The following is a 20,674-nucleotide window of genomic DNA, read 5'->3' on the forward strand; positions in this document are numbered from 1 at the left end:
TTCAGTATAAAAATACAAGCAACTTTCTACATCACTTTTAATGAGTATAGATAGCAAAGTTATGTTCTAGAACGACACTTTTGGAACCTCCATATCCAATTCACTTACTAGCTGATTCACTAAGTGTAATAACCTGAAATCATCCCATCTCTTCCCTACACATTGCACTCCTATAGGCATATTATCATTATTTAATCCAACAGGCATGGTGACAACTGGATTAGCTAATACATTAAATAAATTAGTATATGCTCCAGTAGCTTTCCAATAGTTCATGAGTTTATCATCAACATGAACTGGTTTTTTATAAATAGGCTGATATCCAATTAGTTTATCTTTTTTAATATGTGGAAAAGCTGCAGTAACACTGACTGGCAAAATAAACATTTCATATGAATCCATAAACATATCAAATGATGAAATAAGCTCTTCCCTCTGTGTTAAAGTTTTCATATAATTTTTAAAGGTTAAAGGTGTTAATTTACTAGAGGTTGGATATTTCTTTTGAAGTTTTTTTGTAAAAATGTGTTCAATTCCTCTTATAATAGATGGTTTGCCTGAATTCAACTCAGCATCAATTATTTTTCCCCATGTTTCCCAAACTTTGTTTGTGCTCACTGGAAACTGATCTACTTTTACAGTTTGAATACCGAGCGATTTTAGTTTTTCTACATAAAGATAAATATGCTCTCTAACCTCCTTGGCAACCGGAACGTCTGTAAGCTGATCCATCCATGCGATTTTTATATTATTTAAATTCAACCTTTTTAGCCTATTGTTATTTAGAGGAGGTACTTTCATATCGTTTGGATCTGAACCCGTTATTATGGAAAAAGCTAAAATTAAATCATCTATAGACCTTGCCAATGGACCATAACAAGCAAGATGCCTTGACGAGCGATATTTCGGAGGCTTTGAGTTACTAGGCATCGGAAAATGTCCAAATGCTGAAACTGCGTGCTCTGTTGGCTTCAAACTATACACACCACAATAATGAGCAGGTATTCTTAATGAGCCACCAATATCGCTTCCTATATCTAAGTAACTAAAACAAGCCGAAACTGCTGCCCCTCCGCCACCGCTACTCCCTCCTGGTGTACGATTCAGATTCCAAGGGTTATTTGTTCTTCCATAAATTTCATTATCCGTTTGTAAGTCCATCAACAGTGGGGGTACATTTGTTTTACCTACAATAATCGCCCCAGCTTCCTTTAAACGACTTACAACCGTAGCATCAAAATCAGTAATATATTCTTTAAGTGGAGTAAACCCATGTGTTGTTTTCATCCCTCTGATTGCAAATGATTCTTTAATTGTAATGGGAACACCGTGAAGTGGTCCTCGAACTAATCCCTTTTTAAGTTCCTCATCCGCTCTCTTGGCATCTCTTAAAACCTGATCTAAATTCTTATTCACAACTGCATTTACTTTTGAATCATGTGTATGAATCCTTTGGATTATTGCGCTTGTTACCTGTTCTGAAGTCAAATCTCCCTCGCGAATTAATTTAGCAATTTTTGTAGCTGAATAAAACAAAAAATCATCTTGTTTCATGTTCTTCTCTCCCTTCATCATTAAGATACAGGGAAAAAGATATAAAAACTTGATGATTTGTGCTAAATTTTTTGAACAGGTATGCAAATTTGAATCTCTGGATTTGTAGGATCTTCGGTTGCGCGATACCTCTCAAAGTCATAGGAACTACTTACAACATACTTTGATTTAGGTAACCATACCCCATAAATGTATTCATAAGATAACGGCAAATCCTTAGTTGATCCTTTATGTGAAAAAAGGATGTACTTACTTTTAGGCAAACTGACATCCTTTAAGTCGGGATCATTATTGTTATTTATATGGATGGATTCTACAGCTGCAAGATAGGTAAAATCAATCTCTAAACCGAATGAATCCGGATATTGTATGAATCCAAAAGCAGTAAAATTATTGTCATCCATTGTACATATGTTCCCTCGTAGTTTTGACCAGCTTGACAAGATGGCTTCTCTTGAACCATTTGAGGCCTGATAACCTGTAAGTAATATATTTTGTAACGATATTTCCTCGATATCATCTGATAAATTAAAATTTTTATTTGTTAGGTATTGAATATCAATTGGTTTTTTATAGAGAAATTCAGTTGTCATTGCACTTTGTCTAAATTGGTATGGACTCATATTAAATCTTCTTTTAAAAGCTCTTGTAAAAACTTCATGAGAGTCATATCCAAATTCAAAAGCAACATTTATTATACTTTTATCATCACTTATTAATTTTTTTGCTGCTTCCGTTAATCGTCTATTCATAATATATTGAGTTACAGTCTCACCAACCACTTGATGAAATAGTCTTTGAAAATGAAACTTAGAATAACCACTCTGCCTACTAATTTGTTCAATTGTAATTTTATTTCTTAAGTTATTTTCTATGAAATTAATTGTTTTTGAGAGGTTATCAATATAGTCCACCATTTTACCTCTTTCTCTTCAAATAATAGATCATAAATTCAGTACTAATAAATGATACCAAAAACAAAAACCAAGAACCTAATATAAGTAATTCTAACAATATCCGTTTTGGATAAAACCCATTATAAAAATAGTTACCAATTTTATCAATTGGAAAGTAAAATATAAATAAATTACCCAATAAAATAATTAAATAAATGAATTTATCTAACAAATATTTAAAAATATAAATCAAGCCCTTCAATTTATAAAGTACTGTGTTTAGATTCTGTTAATATCCTAACAAAAAAACACCAGTTCATGAACTGATGTTTTAAAAAATCGTTTATCCCATTTATTAATCTTTTAAGAGAGAGAGACACTCCGCTCTTGATGCTGGATCATTTAAAAATGCACCACGCATAGCTGAAGTGATCGTGTTACTACCGTACTTTTTCACTCCTCTAGAACACATACACAAATGTTCTCCTTCAACAATGACCATAACAGCTAGAGGATCTAAAACCTCAACCATAATATCAGCAATCTCAGATGTTATACGTTCTTGTACTTGCAACTTACGTGTCACAGCATCCACTAATCTTGCAAATTTACTAAGGCCAGCAATTTTCCCTTTTGGAATATAACCGATATGGATTTTTCCGAAAAACGGTGCCATGTGGTGCTCACACTGACTATAGTATACAATATCTTTTACGATGACTAACTCCTCATGATCTTCATCAAAAGTAACATCTAAGATTTTTCGTGGATCAACATTATAACCTGAGAAAATTTCTTCATACATACGTGTTACGCGAGCAGGAGTATCTAACAGTCCTTCTCGTTCAACGTCTTCCCCTATAAGGTTTAAGATTTCTCTTATATGATTCTCTATTGCTTCTCTATTATCACTTACTAGGTCATTTTTGTATTCTTTAAAACCTGCCATGATAAACTCCTCTTTTCTTCACTCAATACAATTTATCTAAACTTATTATTTTTCATCATTTTTTTCATTTGATTCATTTGTTGATTATTTACATTATAGCCCATTTTCTTTGCCATTTCCTTTAGCATCTCTGGATTATTTTGCATGTTCTCTAGTTGCTTACGTAAATAAAATACGCCAACAAAAAATCCTATAATAAGACCTACAATAAGGGTCACAATTGGAATAATCACATCTGCCATACAATATTCACCTCTGTTAAAATTTGTCCATTCAAACTCCAATTAACCATAATCCACTTTACTTGATTCATATGATTTCGTCAAATTGTTTATAAATTCGAATTCGAAATACGTTGTTCTGCTTTCGACAGCGAATCTAATACAACTTCGTTCTTTTCTTGAGCTATTCCTTGTTTAATAACTTCAAGTGCATCGTCGGTATTGATTTTACCCAATGACCATGCCGATGCTTCTCTTATTTCTGGTCTCTGATCATTTAAAAGAAGGTCTTTTAATATAGGAATTGCACTCTCATCTTTAAAAACACCTAATGCAGTAATTGCATTTCTTTGAATGGGTTTTTTCCCTCTCCAAGCTGAAGCACTGAATCCATACTTTTCTTTAAACTCACGATTGCTTAATGATAGTAGCGGTTTAAGCAATGGTTTCACAATCTCTGGATCTGGTTGAAGCTCTGGTTGATGAGTAAAATGTTTACCTTTATTTTTAGGACAAACGATTTGACATGTATCACAGCCATACAAACGATTCCCTATCTTTTCCTTTAATTCGTCATCTACAAACCCTTTCGTTTGAGTTACAAATGATATACAGCGATTAGAATTTAATTGGCCTGGACCTACAAGAGCATCTGTAGGACACGCATCAATACATATCGTACAATCTCCACACTCATCTGTTACTTCTTGATCAGGAGTAAATGGAATGTTCGTAATCATTTCCCCAAGATATACCCAAGAACCAAACTCAGGTGTAATAACAGCGCAGTTTTTTCCTACCCAACCTATACCTGCACGTTCTGCCACAGCTCTATCAACTAAAACCCCTGTATCCACCATGCTTTCAAGCTTAACATCAGACACTCTTTCTTTAATAAAGGTCTCCAAATTCAATAATCTTTTTTTTAGAACATGATGGTAATCTTCACCCCATGCTGATCTGGAAATCACACCTCTGTAGGCACCTTTCTCAGATTTAGGTGGATCTTTCAACTTTGAAGGATATGCAATAGCTATGGATAAAATAGACTGAGGTTGTTCAAATGTAAGCTTTGGATCAACTCTTTTATCTAGATCAGGCTCTTCAAAACCAGACTCATATCCTTTTTTACGGTGGTTTAATAAAATTTGCTTTAATTCCAAAAAAGGGTCTGCCGAAGCAAACCCAATTTTATCTATCCCAAGTGTGGATGCTGCTTGTTTAATCTCATCCTTTAAACATTCCCAACCGTTCCTTGATGTTCTTGCAACTGAGTAATTCAAAATTTGTCACCTCAAAGCTTGCTCTTTTGCAGCTTGTACAGCTAAAAAATCACAACGGTTATTCAACTCGTTATCACTATGACCTTTAACTTTAATATACTCTACATCATGAATTTTCATCAAATCATCTAGCGTTTTCCATAAATCTTGATTTTCAACCGGTTGTTTCTTACTGTTTTTCCAACCATTTCGTTTCCAATTATGAATCCAACCCTGCTTAAAGCAATTCACAATATAAGCGGAATCACTATGAACTTTGACTTTACAAGGAGATTTTAATTTTTTTAAAGACTCAATAACTGCAATCATTTCCATACGATTATTGGTTGTATTTGGTTCTCCACCTGATATTTCTTTGCGGTGTTCTCCATATAATAAAATAGCACCCCAACCGCCAGGGCCAGGATTGCCAGAACATGCTCCATCTGTATATATTATAACTTCTTTCATGTTATAACCCTCCATCTCTTATTGGGTTATCATATAACTAAATCGACCATATCATAAATCACCAAAAAAATAAAGAATTCTTATTTTATGAACAAATAGAATTCATTTGATGAGATTCCTGTATTTGTATATCATGCATAGTGATATTCATTTCTTTCACTTCTCTTTGTAAAAAACGTTCCTTTAATTCATTTACCATTTTCTTTCCAACCTCATTGTCCGTACAGCTAGGATTTTCCGTTAAAATATACTGGCCTCGTTTATTCTTTATCGATCCTATAATAACTCCAACAACCTCACTATCATCTAATGCAACAAGAACTAGTTCACTATCATAAGACAGTTGTTTAGAAAAAACCTTAATTGTTTTTTTGTAACATGTATCAGACAATACTTCCTTTAATAAGTTTGTAACCTTTTCACAATCAGATAGTTGAAAAGAACGTAAATTCATATGAAATAACTCCCCTTCATTTTTCATTGATTACATAAAGAATATCATTTATTAAAGTGAATCTTATTAACAGTGGTTTCATGAATGTTATTAGGAATTGAACAATCTCTCGCTCTCGCGTATATATTTTATAATAAAATTCGACAAAAATCGTTAAATTCCTGCAAAAATATTAATAATTTTTAAATTACCTCTTGTTTTCTCTTGAAAACGCTTAATTTTAAGCGTTTTCATTTATTGTGCAGAATAATCTAATTTTTAGATGTAAATATTAATGGGGAGGTGATTAAATGTACTTTAATGAAAGAAATTTACAGCATCTACAAGACGTTCAGCTAAAAGATTGGAAAATAGAAGAGTTAGAGTTGCATCATCAAACAATGAGTGACTTATCCCCCTGGTTAAATGCTGAAGGTGTTTCATATCATCATAAAATAATAGATGAAATTAAAAAAAGAGGAGGAGATTCAGGGAATACTAATTTTACTGATTAAAAAAGCTTGCATTTTATATAAATAGATTGAAATACTTATAACGTGAGATAGACATACTTTTTAAACATAAATGTTGATTTATTATCAAAAATAAGTGATAATATTGTATGAATACTTATAAAGGGAGGTTTTTTTTACATGGCACATCAATTACCTGAATTACCATATGCAAATAATGCACTTGAACCACACATCGACGAGCAAACGATGATGATCCATCATGATCGCCATCATGCTACTTATGTAACAAAACTAAACGATGCAATTGCTGGAAATGCTGAACTAGAAGGTAAAAGCATTGAAGAACTTATTGCTAACTTAGATAGTGTTCCTGAAAACATCCGTGGAGCTGTTCGCAATAATGGAGGCGGACATGCAAACCATTCATTGTTCTGGGAAGTCATTGCACCAAATGCTGGGGGAACACCTACTGGCGCTTTAGCTGATGCAATTGAAAGCGATCTTGGTGGATTGGATAAATTTAAAGAAGCTTTTACAAATGCTGCTTTAACTCGTTTTGGCAGTGGCTGGGCATGGTTAAGTGTTGATCAAAATGGAAAGCTTGAAGTAAGCAGCACACCTAATCAAGACAACCCGATTATGGAAGGTAAAACTCCAATTTTAGGATTGGACGTTTGGGAGCATGCATATTACTTAAAATATCAAAACAAACGCCCTGATTACATCGGTGCATTCTGGAATGTAGTCAATTGGGATGAAGTAGCTAAACGTTACGAAGCTGCTAAGTAAAATTTACTTAAATGAAATATGGAATCATTGATAATTATGAAAATCCACAGAGCAGAATTTGCCTTTGTGGTTTTTTTTGCTTGTATTGTTCTAATCGATGACTAAAGTCTAAATCCATTCAGGTTGCCAAAAAATAAAGGGAATGAACGGTCTTATTCCGTATTTTTTAAAGATTTTCAAAGAATAGCGGGAAATACTGGTCTTATATTGCTGCTTTTAGATCAAATTTTGTAATTTGATATGAATATGGACAAAATAAGACCATAAAATTCACTAGCGTTGCATCAAAGATAACATAGAAAATAAAATGAGTATAATTTACTAAAAATGGAATTTATGATGTGATTTTCATGGAATTATCATAAAAAAACTCCTATTGTAAAGATAAGGACGCGTTACCCATAATCTAAACAAAAGGAGCCAACCATGGGTAACATACACAATTTCCATACCATTTGTCAATGTTTTTCTTTGATTTCGAAGGAAAATTTCCTTTTTCCTATTGCAGACTATCGTACGCATAAGTTAACTACGATAAAAAGTATCAAGTTATTTCTAGCCTCTCAAATTGCGAATTGGGAAAATTATAAACAAATTTCAAGAGAATTACGTACCAGTGAAGCTCTTCAGCAAAGTCTAGATCTACCAAGTATTAGTCCGTCTCAACTCTCACGTCGAATAAGAGAACTACCTACAGAAATGTTAGAAGCGTTATTCTTTGAAATGATCGGTAAAGTAAAGTCTAAAACTTCTATCGCTTGTAGCAGAGTCGGCCCACTTCGGATTCTTGATTCTACTAGCTTGAAGCTTCCTGCTACTTTAGCTAATTGGGCGAAGATTAATCATAAATCGACCCAAGTCAAGATTCATATGCGTGTGCTTTCTCTTCCAAATGGAAGAGTCATTCCAGAAAAAGCGATCCCTTCAACAGGAAATGTGAATGATTGTGAAACCATGGATATCCTAGTGGAAGATCACGACACCATATACGTTATGGATCGTGGTTATGTAAAATACGCACAGTTCGATCAGTGGATCGAAGACAATGTTCGCTTCGTGATGCGTATTAATGAAAAGCATGGGGTTTTAAGGGTTGAGGAAGAACTGCCTGTTCCACCGGACACCCACATTATTCGGGACGCGATCATCCAATTAGGAAGTGCGTATACACAAACGGAAAAAAGCATAAGACTTGTAGAGTTTATGGATGAAAAAGAACGTAAATATAGAATAGCTACCTCTTGTTTTGACTTAAGTGCAACAGAGATTGCAGATATTTATCGTCAACGATGGCTTATTGAATTATTCTTTAAATGGTTGAAGCAACACCTACGTCTTGTAAAACTATACAGCTATGAACCTCAAGGAATTTGGAATCAAATTTTTATTGTACTCATCGCCTATGCAATTGCCATGTATATTGAGCTAGGAAGCAGAACTAAACTAAGTACCTGGGATGTACTACAATGTCTACGAACTTGTTGGGATAAAAAGTGGTCCGTTATGTTGAGTGAACTTCATCTGAAACCTACTCGAAACTCAAAGGGGAGACAGAAAGTGCCTCGATCGGTGAAACCACCTCCGAGATTAAATACATCGGTAGGTATCATCAAGCCAAAGAAAAGATAAATTAGGGAAAGAAATAACATCCAAAAAATGGATTAACGCGTCATTTTCTGACCTCTTCACTTTTTTCCTAATTTCTCAAAAAGAAAATTGTAAAATTTTTCTAAATTACTTATTTTACAAACTATGTTGCTTTTTTTGCAACGCTAATGCACTAATTCCCGCTATTTCATAGCAAATAGCACTTCGGACTGAAAGTAACACACCCTGATAAATTACTTTATGAGACTTTCTGAGATGTCGTCAAATCCTTCTTTTAATTCTGGGTTTCCCGAAAAGTACTAGGTATTAGCTCCTTGGCGTACTCTTCACTTTTGACTTTTGACTTTTCACTTTTGGTGTTGATTAAAAAAGCTTCTCTCACCATCCGAAGAGAAGCCTTCAATAAAAGAAAGGAATGTTTATGACAGTAATCAAAGTACCCTTTGTGCAATTTTTTCTAATTGCTTAATTTATATTATGTAATACTTTAGTTTAATGTTCTAGGCTCTTGCGGATTATTAAGAATCCATTCCACAGGATAACCATCAAGCCATATTCACTTCTTTATCCTGATTCATAGTTTTTCCTTCTTTCCCTTTCTCGCTATCATTTGGGGAGGTAAGAATAATTTTCCCATCCTCAAGTTGTAATTGAACTTTATTACTATCTTCTAATCCTATGGACTTTAAATAAGTATCAGGAATTTGCAATCTGCCAGCCTTATCTAAAATTGCAAATTCTTCATGAGTCTCATCTTCTTTTTCAAAGCCAAGTCCTAATTGCTCAAGCTCTTCAACTGATCTTTTTCTTATCATTTCTGAGGAGGTTTTTCCATCCCGAATAGCGACAACACGATTCACCTTTTTAGCTAATAATGGATCATGTGTTACGATCACAATCGTCAATCCATACTCTTCATTTAATTTTTGGAACAAATCTAGGATTTGATCAGACATTTTAGTATCTAAAGATCCTGTCGGCTCATCAGCTAACAATAATTTAGGACGATTTGCTAAAGCGATAGCGATGGCTACACGCTGCTGCTCACCACCTGAAAGCTGATTTAAAGTGTTATTCATTCGATGTCCTAATCCAACTGCATCGAGCAGCTCCTTTGCTCGTTCTTTTTTACGACGTCCCTTTAAAAGAATGGGCAGCTCTACATTTTCTAAAGCCGTTAAATATGGAATTAAATTCCTCGCATTATTCTGCCATACAAATCCTACCGTCTCTCGTTTATATTTAACATAATCTTTCTCTTTAAACTTTAATAAATCCAACCCATTGACAGATACAGTTCCTGCTGATGGACGATCTAAACCACCTAACATATTTAATAGTGTAGATTTACCACTACCGCTATTTCCGATGATAGCCATTAATTCTCCATCCTTCACTTCAAGATCTAAGCCCTGTAAGGCTACAACCTCAAGATCAGCAATTTTATAAATCTTCACTAGATTTTCACACAGAATCATATCCTCAATCCTCCCCTAATTTTAAGGCCTGGTGAATTTTGATACGTGATAACATATATCCTAAAATCATAATACCGATCAAAATAATTATACTAACGATCATATAAATCTGCCTTTGATCTGAAGGATCGATAACAACTTGGAAAGGTGGAACCTGCTCAAGTGGATTAAAAGTAATTTGAAATAAGGTTACAAACAATTTGCTCGTCACAACACCTGTTATTATTCCCATCAGCATCGCAGCACCCGTTGTCAGTGTTTGCTCTAATATGAGCATTTTCACCAACTCGGAAAATCTAAGCCCCATCGCACGCAGCATTCCTAATTGAAGCGTTCTACCCTTTAGTGTTAAAATCCAGTACAATAAAAACCCACATAAGCTGATTAAGATAGAAATAATAAAACCTAAAGTCATAACACCGTTAATCGCTAACTGGAATGGATCATTTTTAACCTTAATGATTTGAGCCTTTGAATTTGTTAAATTATTTAACCAAATACGGTTTTCTTGTATGGCATCATACAACTGAGCTGTATTAGAAAAGTCAGGCTTTAGTTTGGCCCAAAATTCATAGGGCCTAAGTGCCAAGCGAGATTGTATGAAATCTAAATGACCTACAACCAATTGAGGTTTTTCTGAAACGGTTATATCAGGATTTGATACAAAATTCGGATTCCAACTTGGCCAATAATCAACAATGCCATATACAATAAACTCAACATTATTCGTACCAATCCATCCCATGTTCACAATATCACCAACTTTAATATCATGAGTATCTGCTATAGATTTTGAAATTAATATAGCCTGAGGATTGGTTGCGATTAAATTTAAATAATCATAAAAATGATGATCCATTAAACCTTTTTTAAACCATGCTACACGTCCAAAATCTGCTGTATCAATTCCCATTAATTGTACTTTTGTATTCACTTTATTATTGGTGAAATTCACGTTATCTTCTTTAAATACTCTTGTGATATGTTCAATTCCGGGTAAGTTTCTAAAAACCTCTATAGAAGGTTCAATATAATTTGTATGTGTATTATCCAATGCTTCTCCTGAAGCTCCAGGTAGATATTGATCAGGATTGTCGTTTCCAAACTCTACTTCCATCACGATATCTGCTCCGTTTGTATAAGAAATTTTATCAATCATATTACTATTTATTGTTCTTGCTGCACTAGCACTAAACATCCCAGTTGAAAGTGTCAATATAATAAATACCATCAATAGTTGATATTGTGTAGCAGAACGACCAACCTGTAATAAGGTAGAGTAAGAGACCGGACTCCATCTTTTTTTACCTAACCAATATATTAGTTGAATCATCCATGGATAAATACGAAGAAGAAATAATCCCATTCCGATTATGAATAAGTTAGGAACGATAAATAAAAGAGGATCAATTGAAAATTCATTCGTAAACACACCTGAGTTAACAAAGTCTTTCATTTGATTTTTAAAGGTATACAACCCGTACAATCCAATACATATAAACACAATATCAAAATAAAATTTATGTAAAAATGAAGTTTTTTTACTTCTAGACATACTTCTTTTTAAGCTCACAATATTTTGACGAGTATGGATAAAAGCAGGCACTAACATCATAATAATGGTTCCTACAACGGCAAAAGCTGCATAAACATAAGCTTCCCCAGTAATTTCCACCGATAATGATGTACGCTGTACAAACTGTAAAAAACCATTAGAAGAACCTAATATCATCGTAAAAAATTTTGCCATATATAATCCGGAAAAATAAGCGATGCTTCCTAAAATTAAACCCTCAATTAAATAACCACCTAAAATTTGTAGACGATTCGCACCACGACTCCTCAAAACAGAAATTTCTGTTTTCTGTCTTTCAATGATTAAGTTAGAAACTAAAAAGATGTAAAAAGCAATCATAATTAATACAGGAATGTATAGAAACGAAACCATCGTTTTTAATTTCTGTTGTTTCTTATCATAGTTTTCTAGAATGCTTATTATTGGTAAGTCAACTTCATTACCTTTAATATTTTTATCATTATTTGTATAAGGGGTTAAGTATCCTTTAAGTCCTGTATAGGCATCAACTAATTGATCAACCGATGATAAGCGTATACTTTGATAATCAAAAGATACGTTCCAATAACTATTCCTTACAGGTAATACATTCTGGGAAGTAAATTTCTGTTCGAACAAGTTAAAATCCAAATAAAATGTTGTATTAGATAAACTTTTATTAAAATACACATCACTATAATCCTTAGGTTCAAAAATACCAACAGGATTCACAGTGATTAGTTTATTACTACCATCTAAAATAACAAGTTCTTTATTTAATGTAATATTTAATGCAGAAAGAGACCCTTCCGTTATCAATACTTCATAAACATCATCTTCTACTTGATTTGATGGAAGTCGACCATCTATAAGCTGGATATGATCATTGAATTCAGATGAACCCAATATATTGATTTTTCTACTTCGCAATGAACTTGTTTTCTCTTCATCATCCGCTAATTCACTTAAAAAATTAAATTCCTCAAGTGGAATAAAGGAGTAATTTAACGTTTCTCTTTGTTTGACATTACTTAATATTGGTAAAGATATTTGCTCTGTAATTACTTCCTCCATATATTTATCTACACTTGAAAGATATTTTTCTCGATCTTCTGGTGGCATTGAACTTCTTATAGAAGATGAAACATCAAATCGACCTGGAAATACGTTTTGTTGCAACTGTAAATTCTCAAGTTCCTTTACTAACATTCGATGCAAAATAGCATTTGTATAAATAGGAATACTGCTAGTGAGGGCAACGGAAAGCATTAAACCGAGCAGTAAACTGATTTCGAGCCACTTGTTTTTGATCATTTTTCGAATGATCATTGTAAAAATAGCCACCATTTACCCCCCTTAGTTAAGTATCAATTGTTGACCTTCTTCTAAACCACTAATGATTTCAACCTCTGTTTTTGTTTCTACACCAATTTCTACATCAACCTCAACTCTACTTTCACCATCCAACACTTTTACAAAGTTACGAGCCAAATAGGTATGTAAACTAGCAGAAGGAATTACAATCGTATCTTCCTTTTCAACCAACGTAATTGTTACATCAACACGATCACCAATGTCAATCCCTTCAGGAAGCTTCTCATCTGGTTTCACAAATATCGATGTCTTGTTCCTTTCTGTTACTTCTCTATCTGCAGATTCTGGTGCAGTTTCAGGTGTTTGTACTACTATTCCTGTATAGATTTCACCATCGTATGTTATTTCAACAGGTTGATTAATTTCCGCATCTTTTGCTTCTAAAATTTCTTCTGCATTTTTCAATGTTGCTAGAATGAATAAATTTTCAGAATTAGAAATGTCAACGATAGGGTCATAAGCAATGACTTCTTCCCCTCTTTTTAAAGTATTAATATAAGTAACGACACCATCAATATTCGCGGTCAGTTTCGTATTGCTCAATTGCGCCTGCAGATAGTTATATTCAATCTGGGCTGTTTCTACGTTGATCTCTAATAATCTAATGTATTGTTCATCAACTGGGTAAACCTTACTACCTTCAGTACTAATCAGAAGTTTTTCATAAGAAAGCTCCAATTGCTCTACTTGTTGTTGTACAACTTCTAACTTTTGCAGGGAAACAGCTCCTTCTTCATATAAACGTGTTGTTCTTTCTAGGTTTATTTTCGCATCTTCGACAGATGCTTCTATACTTTTTAAATCTAGATCGATTTGCGTGTCCGGCAAATCCAACTCAACTTCTTGCTGTGCTCTTTGTAATTCAATTTTTGCTCTCTCCAGTGCAAGCCTTTGTTGTTGAACTCTTTTTGCTAATTCTTCATTTTCTAACTGAGCGACCACATCGCCTTTGGACACTGAATCTCCTAATTTCACATCAATGGACACAATCCTTCCACCATGTTGTTTAAAATATAAAGATTCTGAAATGGAGAATCTGAAATTCCCTTGTAAATGAAGGTTTTTTACGATGGAGCCTTTTTCAACAGTTAATAGTTTCACTTCTTCTTTTTTAGGTTCTATTAAAGGGGGAGCTAAATCATCTTCTTCTACAGGAATCAATGAACATCCAGCTAGGGCGAAAATTACAATAGGCATGAAAATAAATTTAATCGATTTCATTTTGGTTTGATTGAACAATTTCCCCATCCTCCAATTCATACAGATAATCTACCAATTCCATAACATCCGGGTCATGTGTAGTTAATACAATCGTCATACCTGTATCTTGAATGCATTTCTTAAACAATTGAATAATTTGAAAACCCATTTTACTGTCTAATTCAGCTGTTGACTCATCCGCTAAGATTAATGCAGGCTGCTGAGCAATACATCTGGCAATGGCTACTCTTTGTTGTTCCCCTCCAGATAACTCATAAGGTCTATGTTTCATTCTTTTTTTCAAACCTACCAAACTTAAAGCTTCCTCAGCTAGTTTCAAATGCTCTTTACTTGGAATACCAGCAATTCTTAATGCAAATTCAACATTTTCTAGTGCAGTCATATATGGAGTTAAAGCAAACGATTGAAAGATGAGTCCAATCTCTTTCCTTCGAAGATTCGTCCGTTCTTTATCTGATAAATTCGATATATTATTGTTATGAAAAAAAACATTCCCTTCCGTAGGTTGATCCAACGTTCCCAGTACATTTAATAGCGTTGTTTTACCAGAACCAGATCTGCCTTTTAGTGCTACTAAACAACCTCTAGGTATGTTTAAATTCACATTTTTTAAAGCGTGAACAGCATTGTGCCCTTTGCCAAATGTTCTCTTTACCCCTTGAGCTACCATGATTGAATCTTGTTTAGGATCTATTGTACTTTGTTGTTTAGAAAACACTGAGTCCCCCCCCAATCTTTAAAAGGTTATAAATAACTATTTATAACTCCTAATTACCTTCAACTTCATTTCTGAGGGCATTTTAACCCAATTATACTAGGAATAAAGATGAACACAATGAATTTGGATCATTATCTAATGAAATAACAAATTATCTTAAAATAACACATGGAAAAATGCTTGAGTTTTTTAATATTTCATCTAAATTTAATGAAATCGAATTCAATCTAGTTGGTACTCCATTGGATAAATGTAGAGAAAGGTCTCTATGAAGATTATTTTGCCATCCTCAAATTGAAGTTGGACTTTATTCTATCTTCTAATCCTATGGGAGCTTGAGCAAGGACTTGGCTTTGAAAAAGCCCGTAACAATAATGGTATTGAATACATAAAATAAAAATTAGAGAGGAGGGATAAAATGGAAATTATTGTTTATGAAAAAATAACTAGGCTACTTTCACAGATCAAATCTCAATTACAAAAAATTATTCAAGTTCAGAAACAATTACAAAAACAATTAGAAGATTACCTACAACTAGTTCAATTACAAGCTCAAAAACAAGTTAATATAAATAAAATTGAAATTAGGAATGGATCTTGTGGGATGTTTTAAGAAGTTCTGATTATTTTGAAAGGAGGACATAGAATGGAAGAAACTAATAATATCCTGAGTCAATTAAGTGAGATAGTAAGGCAAATGGATGAACTTACTAAATTACAGGTAAATCTTCAGCAACAATTACAAGCTCAATCACAAACAGATAAATTTGAGTTTTCTGTTAAAAACGGAAATGCTTCTAACGATTTAAACGCTAACGATATTAATAGTAACCAGTCTGATTAATCTGTAACTGACATCTTAAAAAGGAGGACAGAACATGCAAGAAACTGAAAAAATCCTTAATCAAATAAATGAATTAGAAGAGAAAATGAATAAATTTGCTAAAATGCAGGAACATTTACAAAGACAATTGCAATTAGAGATTCAGACACAAACTGATAAGACTGATATTATTATTAGAAACGGAAGTGCTACGGTGTTTGGTGGTACTTAATGGTATTTTTCGCTTGGGATTCCCCAAAGAAATAAATTAGTGAGAGGGAATAATAACAATGATGGATGAAAAAAAAATAGAAGAACTAATAGATAAGTCTATTACCAAGTATATCAGTGAATTTTCAAAACAAATTGATAGTCTGTTAACAATCGATCTTAGAAATGAAAATGGTAACTCTAAAATCAATAAAAGTGGAAATTCATTTGTTTATGTTGATAATTCAGCTATAGCTTATGCTATTGTTCTACTATTACAACAAAGTTTAATTAATAAAACAGAAAAAGATAACAATATAGAGACAATGATAGGGTATTTTGATAAAATAACTGACTATAATCGAGAAACACTTGAACATTTTATACATTCTTTTGAAGAAAGATAATTTTAAAAAGCTTGAGGTGATTTATTTATGTTAAATTTCACTGAACATTCTAATATATTAAATTCTATTAAATTGCATCTTAGCAAAATAGAAAAGGAATTTGAATATTTAGGAAAAAATAAAAAAGAATCAGATAGAGTGTTTCGAAGTATCAAGATAAAGAGCGAAAATGGAAATTCAATCATCAATTATCGGTGAAAGGTACTTTATTAATAGTGTAAAAAATTTTGTGTATCTAGAAATGAAAAAGGAATCAAATCCTTCTCAGTAGAAGATTAAATATTAAGAACTGAGGAGGATTTTTTTAATGGGTATCCTATCAAAAGAACAAATTAGAAGTTTAAGCTAAACCTGTTTAAAAATTCTCAAAAACACATTTGGAAACACATATTGATCTACTTCATCTAGTGAAATCCAAGCATAACGATATTCATTTTTCTGTTGGATTAAATCTTTCTCTATTAAACTATGATCTTCCTTAAATCGAAAAACCTTCATATCCCAATAAATATGACTAAATACGTGATTGATATTAAACAAATACTGTCCCTTTCCAAGCTCTGTTCCTGTTTCTAAAGCATATTGATCGATCACATAATCCTCATTCAATTCATCAGAACCCATCCAATTTGAAGTTTGATTATTCTCTGTTATGTAATGAGGTAATTCCCACATCCCAGCTAATAAACCTTTGTCAGATCTTTGACGAATCAAAATCTTACCTTCATTAACACCTGTTCCTTCAATAAGAGCAACTAATCTTTGTTCTACTTTTGGAGGTTTTGCTTTTTTCTTGATCGGCAAAGAATCCACTATTCCATTTAAACGCGCTTCACAATGTTCCATCACTGGACAAGTTTGACACTTTGGTGATTTTGGAGAACAAATTAATGCCCCTAACTCCATAAGCCCTTGATTAAAATCACTTGCAGCATCATGAGGGATGACTTCTCTTATAATATTTTCCATTGAGGTTCTTGTTGAAACTTTTGTAATATCTTCTTGAATCAAAAAGTATCTAGACAATACTCTCATCACATTCCCATCAACCGCTGGTTCTGGCTTATCGTAGGCAATACTTAATACAGCACCCGCAGTGTAAGGACCCACTCCTTTTAATGATGAAATATCCTTTGGGTTGTCTGGCACTACTGATCCATAACTCACTTTTACTTCTTTCACCGCACTATGCAAGTTTCTAGCTCTAGAATAATAACCTAAACCTTCCCAAGCCTTCAGAACATCATCTTCAGGAGCATCTGCTAAAGCTTCTATTGTTGGGAACTTATCAATAAAATTCTCAAAATAAGGGATCACTGTATCCACTCTAGTTTGTTGCAGCATGATTTCTGAAATCCAAATATAATAAGGATTTTTGTTTTTTCTCCAAGGTAAATCTCTTTTATTTTCTCTAAACCAATTTAATAATTCCTTTACAAAAACTTGTTTTTGAATCGTTATGTTTGTCATATTTCTCTCCTGATTGATGGTAAACATTTTACACCAAATTATGTTAAAGTATATAGTCAACTTCGTTTGGTTGACCCTCTTCCGTATCGATCTGATAAACTCCCACCATTATACCACCAAATATGCTCACCAAAAAACTCAGAATGATGAACACAAAAAAAATCACCTTTCGGTGACCTTTTTTGTGTGTAATGGATTCTCTGGAAAAAATCATTTCACTTTGCTTCTATTTTTATCAATCAATATCGTTAAACTAATGAGAGAAACTAATATCGTTGCTCCCATGTCTGATAAAACCGCAATCCATAGCGTTAACCATCCGGGGATCGTTAATAAAAGTGCAATCAATTTTAACCCTAATGCTAGAGAAATATTTAATTTTATCACTTTGTTTACCCTTTTAGAGATCGAGATTGCATTAGGAAGTTTACCTAAATGATCCTGCATCAAAACGATATCAGCAGTTTCAATTGCACTATCCGTTCCTTTTCCCATCGCAATACCAAGATCAGCTACTGCAAGTGCTGGTGCATCATTGATTCCATCACCAATCATCGCAACATCCCCACGTTCATTTAAAGCCTTAATTTTTTCTACTTTCTGTTCAGGTAGCAGGTTCGCAAGAAATTCTGATACACCTACTTGCTTAGCTACTTTCTCCGCAGTCTGTTCATGATCACCTGTCAGCATCACTGTATGTTTAATTCCTATTTGATGAAGTTTATCCATAACTTCTTTACTTTCATGACGAATCTCATCTGAAATTCCGAAGATTCCTAAGACATGCTCTACACTAGCAACGATCACTATTGTTAGCCCCTGAGTTTTCAAATCATCTATATCTCTTAGAACCTTTTCATCAAACTGAAGATGCTCGATGCTCTTTTCATTACCGACATAGTACGGAATGCCACCTACTATTGCCTCTACACCGCGTCCAGAAAGAGTTTTGATTTCATCCGTTTCTGAAAATTCAACTTTAGTTTCTACAACCTTTTTCATAATTGCTTTCGCTAAAGGATGTGAAGATTTGTTTTCTACTGCACCAGCAATACTTAATAACCTATTGTCATACTCCACTATTTTTTCTACGTGTGGTTCACCTATAGTTAACGTCCCAGTTTTGTCAAAAGCAATCGTAGTTATTTTACCTAGTTGCTCTAAAAACACACCGCCTTTTACCAATATTCCATTTCGAGCGTTTCGTGTAATACCTGATACAATTGCAATAGGTGAAGACAAAATCAATGCACAAGGACATCCTACAATTAATACCGCTAAACCTTGATAAAACCATGTTCCCCATGTCCCACCAAAGAATAATGGAGGTAAGAACATTACTAAAACAGAAATCATCATAATTAATGGCGTATAATATTTTGCAAATTTATTAATAAATAGTTCCGTTGGGGTTTTAGTTTCCTGAGCTTCTTGAACTAAATGCAGTATCCTTGCTAATGAAGAATCTTCGAATGCTTTCGTAATTTTTATCTTTAAAACACCTTCATTATTAATACTTCCACCAAAAACCTTAACATTCACTTCTTTTTCAACTGGTAATGACTCACCGGTAATGGCCGCTTCATTCACTGAGCTGATTCCATTAACAACAATACCGTCAGAAGGAATTTTTTCACCTGATTTGACTAAAACGATATCGTCCTTCTGCAAAACATCAATTGGAACAACTCTTTCAGCTCCATTTGTAATTAAAATAGCTTCTTTAGGCGCTACTTTTAAAAGTTTTTCCATTGATTGTCTAGCTTTCTCCATCCCTAAACCTTCAAGATACTCATTTAAGCCAAATAAAATGGCTACAAGTGTTGCTTCTTTCCATTCACCAATAGATATGGCTCCAACTAAAGCAATGGTCATTAGAGTATCGATATTAAATTTCAAGCGAAACAGATTTTTAAGTCCCTTTATAAAAGTTTGATATCCGCTAATCGTAATAGCAGTTAAATAAAATAAAACGGACAGCATGTTTGGAAAGGAGGTTTCAAAAATGATAGTTAATAAAAACAACCCTGTGGAGATTCCCAGAAATAGTTTTAATTTATTGCCGCTAGCGTGAGAATGATCATGACCATGATCTTGTTCATCATCACTAACTAAAGAAGCTCCATCACTTGCTAATATTTTCTTTACTTTAGATAAATTAGCTCCTTCATCAATCTTTAACTTAGAGGAGTTAAATGAAATTGCAGCAGATTCTCCATGTTCTAGCTTTTTAATTTTTTCTTCCATTTCTGCTGCACAGCTAGCGCAGCTTAAACCTTTTATCTTATATTCCTTCATATTTGCTCCCCCCTCTCAGTTAGTGAATTAGATAAAGGAATGCTTATAGTTCTTACAGATGCTGGGCATGATTTATTGTTTGATCTAACAAGTCCACTACATGTTCATCATCATGAGAATAGTACATCGTTGTACCCGCTCTACGAGATTTTACCAATCGTAAGTTTTTTAAAAACCGTAACTGATGTGAAACAGTCGATTGCAGCAATTCAAGCTTTTCTGAAATTTCATTCACTGAATATTCTTTGTTCGTTAACAAATGTATAATTCGAATTCTAGTTGGATCTGATAAGGCTTTAAAAGTTTGAGATACGATAAATAATGTTTCCTTATCTAATTCATTATAGTCATTTTCATTTGATTGTTTATTGTTTTCTTCAGTCAATTTAAACACCCCACTCACTATATATGTGCATATGGTCATATTACCAATAATTAATTTTAATTTATCATAAAATTGA

General features: G+C 33.4%; 21 protein-coding genes. 7 read left to right on the plus strand and 14 right to left on the minus strand.

Annotated features, from left to right (window positions below; translation table 11 throughout):
• Window positions 1-66: 66 nt before the first annotated feature.
• From VQL36_RS18325 to VQL36_RS18355, 7 genes are all read right to left on the minus strand, one after another.
• Window positions 67-1,554, minus strand: a complete 1,488-nt coding sequence (locus tag VQL36_RS18325) for an amidase (protein ID WP_349250686.1) — start codon at window positions 1,552-1,554, stop codon at window positions 67-69.
• Between the two features lie 62 nt (window positions 1,555-1,616).
• Window positions 1,617-2,468: an AraC family transcriptional regulator gene (locus VQL36_RS18330; RefSeq protein WP_349250687.1), complete on the minus strand. Its 852-nt coding sequence runs from the start codon at window positions 2,466-2,468 to the stop codon at window positions 1,617-1,619.
• A gap of 337 nt (window positions 2,469-2,805) precedes the next feature.
• Window positions 2,806-3,399, minus strand: a complete 594-nt coding sequence (gene folE / locus VQL36_RS18335) for a GTP cyclohydrolase I FolE (protein ID WP_349250688.1) — start codon at window positions 3,397-3,399, stop codon at window positions 2,806-2,808.
• Between the two features lie 32 nt (window positions 3,400-3,431).
• A complete protein-coding gene (locus VQL36_RS18340; RefSeq protein WP_349251215.1) occupies window positions 3,432-3,641 on the minus strand; it encodes a YneF family protein in 210 nt (69 codons plus the stop codon).
• 89 nt (window positions 3,642-3,730) lie between these two features.
• Window positions 3,731-4,903 (minus strand): tRNA epoxyqueuosine(34) reductase QueG, encoded by a 1,173-nt coding sequence (gene queG, locus VQL36_RS18345; protein ID WP_349250689.1) that lies wholly within the window; start codon window positions 4,901-4,903, stop codon window positions 3,731-3,733.
• Between the two features lie 6 nt (window positions 4,904-4,909).
• Entirely contained in the window at window positions 4,910-5,353 is a 444-nt protein-coding gene (rnhA, locus tag VQL36_RS18350) for a ribonuclease HI (protein WP_349250690.1), read from the minus strand.
• An 85-nt stretch (window positions 5,354-5,438) separates the two neighbouring features.
• Window positions 5,439-5,807 carry a GNAT family N-acetyltransferase gene (locus tag VQL36_RS18355; protein ID WP_349250691.1) on the minus strand — a complete coding sequence of 123 codons (369 nt, stop codon included), beginning with the start codon at window positions 5,805-5,807 and terminating at the stop codon, window positions 5,439-5,441.
• Window positions 5,808-6,097: 290 nt separating this feature from the next.
• Between VQL36_RS18355 and VQL36_RS18360 the strand changes: the two genes are divergently transcribed.
• The 3 genes from VQL36_RS18360 to VQL36_RS18370 all read left to right on the plus strand — a co-directional run bounded on the left by VQL36_RS18360 (window position 6,098) and on the right by VQL36_RS18370 (window position 8,680).
• Window positions 6,098-6,301: a hypothetical protein gene (locus VQL36_RS18360; RefSeq protein WP_349250692.1), complete on the plus strand. Its 204-nt coding sequence runs from the start codon at window positions 6,098-6,100 to the stop codon at window positions 6,299-6,301.
• 138 nt (window positions 6,302-6,439) lie between these two features.
• Complete coding sequence (locus VQL36_RS18365; protein ID WP_349250693.1) at window positions 6,440-7,051, plus strand: superoxide dismutase; 612 nt, start codon at window positions 6,440-6,442, stop codon at window positions 7,049-7,051.
• Between the two features lie 471 nt (window positions 7,052-7,522).
• Window positions 7,523-8,680, plus strand: coding sequence for an IS4 family transposase (locus tag VQL36_RS18370; RefSeq protein WP_349248656.1), 1,158 nt, complete (start codon window positions 7,523-7,525; stop codon window positions 8,678-8,680).
• A 524-nt stretch (window positions 8,681-9,204) separates the two neighbouring features.
• Here VQL36_RS18370 and VQL36_RS18375 read toward each other — a convergent pair.
• Genes VQL36_RS18375 through VQL36_RS18390 form a run of 4 tightly spaced genes read right to left on the minus strand, consistent with a single transcriptional unit; the run spans window position 9,205 to window position 14,957 of the window.
• Complete coding sequence (locus tag VQL36_RS18375) at window positions 9,205-10,137, minus strand: ABC transporter ATP-binding protein (RefSeq protein WP_349250694.1); 933 nt, start codon at window positions 10,135-10,137, stop codon at window positions 9,205-9,207.
• 4 nt (window positions 10,138-10,141) lie between these two features.
• A complete protein-coding gene (locus VQL36_RS18380) occupies window positions 10,142-13,036 on the minus strand; it encodes an ABC transporter permease (protein ID WP_349250695.1) in 2,895 nt (964 codons plus the stop codon).
• A gap of 12 nt (window positions 13,037-13,048) precedes the next feature.
• Window positions 13,049-14,305, minus strand: coding sequence for an efflux RND transporter periplasmic adaptor subunit (locus VQL36_RS18385; RefSeq protein WP_349250696.1), 1,257 nt, complete (start codon window positions 14,303-14,305; stop codon window positions 13,049-13,051).
• A complete protein-coding gene (locus VQL36_RS18390; RefSeq protein WP_349251216.1) occupies window positions 14,274-14,957 on the minus strand; it encodes an ABC transporter ATP-binding protein in 684 nt (227 codons plus the stop codon). Before VQL36_RS18390 ends, VQL36_RS18385 begins: the two co-directional genes overlap by 32 nt.
• Before the next feature lie 466 nt (window positions 14,958-15,423).
• On the opposite strand from VQL36_RS18390, the gene VQL36_RS18395 reads away from it, so the two are divergent.
• From VQL36_RS18395 to VQL36_RS18410, 4 genes are read left to right on the plus strand one after another with little or no spacing between them, the layout of a single operon-like run.
• Window positions 15,424-15,618: a hypothetical protein gene (locus tag VQL36_RS18395; protein ID WP_349250697.1), complete on the plus strand. Its 195-nt coding sequence runs from the start codon at window positions 15,424-15,426 to the stop codon at window positions 15,616-15,618.
• A 33-nt stretch (window positions 15,619-15,651) separates the two neighbouring features.
• Entirely contained in the window at window positions 15,652-15,849 is a 198-nt protein-coding gene (locus VQL36_RS18400; RefSeq protein WP_349250698.1) for a hypothetical protein, read from the plus strand.
• A gap of 34 nt (window positions 15,850-15,883) precedes the next feature.
• Entirely contained in the window at window positions 15,884-16,060 is a 177-nt protein-coding gene (locus VQL36_RS18405; RefSeq protein ID WP_349250699.1) for a hypothetical protein, read from the plus strand.
• 58 nt (window positions 16,061-16,118) lie between these two features.
• A complete protein-coding gene (locus VQL36_RS18410) occupies window positions 16,119-16,445 on the plus strand; it encodes a hypothetical protein (RefSeq protein WP_349250700.1) in 327 nt (108 codons plus the stop codon).
• Between the two features lie 345 nt (window positions 16,446-16,790).
• Here VQL36_RS18410 and mutY read toward each other — a convergent pair whose 3' ends face one another.
• From mutY to VQL36_RS18425, 3 genes are all read right to left on the minus strand, one after another.
• The gene (gene mutY, locus VQL36_RS18415) at window positions 16,791-17,915 is read right to left on the minus strand and encodes an A/G-specific adenine glycosylase (RefSeq protein ID WP_349250701.1); all 1,125 of its coding nucleotides are present in this window, start codon (window positions 17,913-17,915) and stop codon (window positions 16,791-16,793) included.
• A 210-nt stretch (window positions 17,916-18,125) separates the two neighbouring features.
• Window positions 18,126-20,213 carry a heavy metal translocating P-type ATPase gene (locus tag VQL36_RS18420; protein ID WP_349250702.1) on the minus strand — a complete coding sequence of 696 codons (2,088 nt, stop codon included), beginning with the start codon at window positions 20,211-20,213 and terminating at the stop codon, window positions 18,126-18,128.
• A gap of 52 nt (window positions 20,214-20,265) precedes the next feature.
• Window positions 20,266-20,598 (minus strand): metalloregulator ArsR/SmtB family transcription factor, encoded by a 333-nt coding sequence (locus VQL36_RS18425; protein ID WP_349250703.1) that lies wholly within the window; start codon window positions 20,596-20,598, stop codon window positions 20,266-20,268.
• Window positions 20,599-20,674 lie beyond the last annotated feature (76 nt).

The sequence above is a fragment of the Chengkuizengella sp. SCS-71B genome, assembly GCF_040100845.1.
Lineage (GTDB): Bacteria > Bacillota > Bacilli > Paenibacillales > KCTC-33759 > Chengkuizengella.

Excerpts from the sequence above, each read along its gene's own strand:
- VQL36_RS18340 (WP_349251215.1), bottom strand. The coding sequence starts at position 3,641 with ATGGCAGATGTGATTATTCCAATTGTGACCCTTATTGTAGGTCTTATT.
- VQL36_RS18400 (WP_349250698.1), top strand. The coding sequence starts at position 15,652 with ATGGAAGAAACTAATAATATCCTGAGTCAATTAAGTGAGATAGTAAGG.
- mutY (WP_349250701.1), bottom strand. The coding sequence starts at position 17,915 with ATGACAAACATAACGATTCAAAAACAAGTTTTTGTAAAGGAATTATTA.
- VQL36_RS18375 (WP_349250694.1), bottom strand. The coding sequence starts at position 10,137 with ATGATTCTGTGTGAAAATCTAGTGAAGATTTATAAAATTGCTGATCTT.
- VQL36_RS18365 (WP_349250693.1), top strand. The coding sequence starts at position 6,440 with ATGGCACATCAATTACCTGAATTACCATATGCAAATAATGCACTTGAA.
- VQL36_RS18325 (WP_349250686.1), bottom strand. The coding sequence starts at position 1,554 with ATGAAACAAGATGATTTTTTGTTTTATTCAGCTACAAAAATTGCTAAA.
- VQL36_RS18395 (WP_349250697.1), top strand. The coding sequence starts at position 15,424 with ATGGAAATTATTGTTTATGAAAAAATAACTAGGCTACTTTCACAGATC.
- VQL36_RS18405 (WP_349250699.1), top strand. The coding sequence starts at position 15,884 with ATGCAAGAAACTGAAAAAATCCTTAATCAAATAAATGAATTAGAAGAG.
- VQL36_RS18420 (WP_349250702.1), bottom strand. The coding sequence starts at position 20,213 with ATGAAGGAATATAAGATAAAAGGTTTAAGCTGCGCTAGCTGTGCAGCA.
- VQL36_RS18355 (WP_349250691.1), bottom strand. The coding sequence starts at position 5,807 with ATGAATTTACGTTCTTTTCAACTATCTGATTGTGAAAAGGTTACAAAC.
- folE (WP_349250688.1), bottom strand. The coding sequence starts at position 3,399 with ATGGCAGGTTTTAAAGAATACAAAAATGACCTAGTAAGTGATAATAGA.
- VQL36_RS18390 (WP_349251216.1), bottom strand. The coding sequence starts at position 14,957 with ATGGTAGCTCAAGGGGTAAAGAGAACATTTGGCAAAGGGCACAATGCT.
- VQL36_RS18410 (WP_349250700.1), top strand. The coding sequence starts at position 16,119 with ATGATGGATGAAAAAAAAATAGAAGAACTAATAGATAAGTCTATTACC.
- rnhA (WP_349250690.1), bottom strand. The coding sequence starts at position 5,353 with ATGAAAGAAGTTATAATATATACAGATGGAGCATGTTCTGGCAATCCT.
- VQL36_RS18360 (WP_349250692.1), top strand. The coding sequence starts at position 6,098 with ATGTACTTTAATGAAAGAAATTTACAGCATCTACAAGACGTTCAGCTA.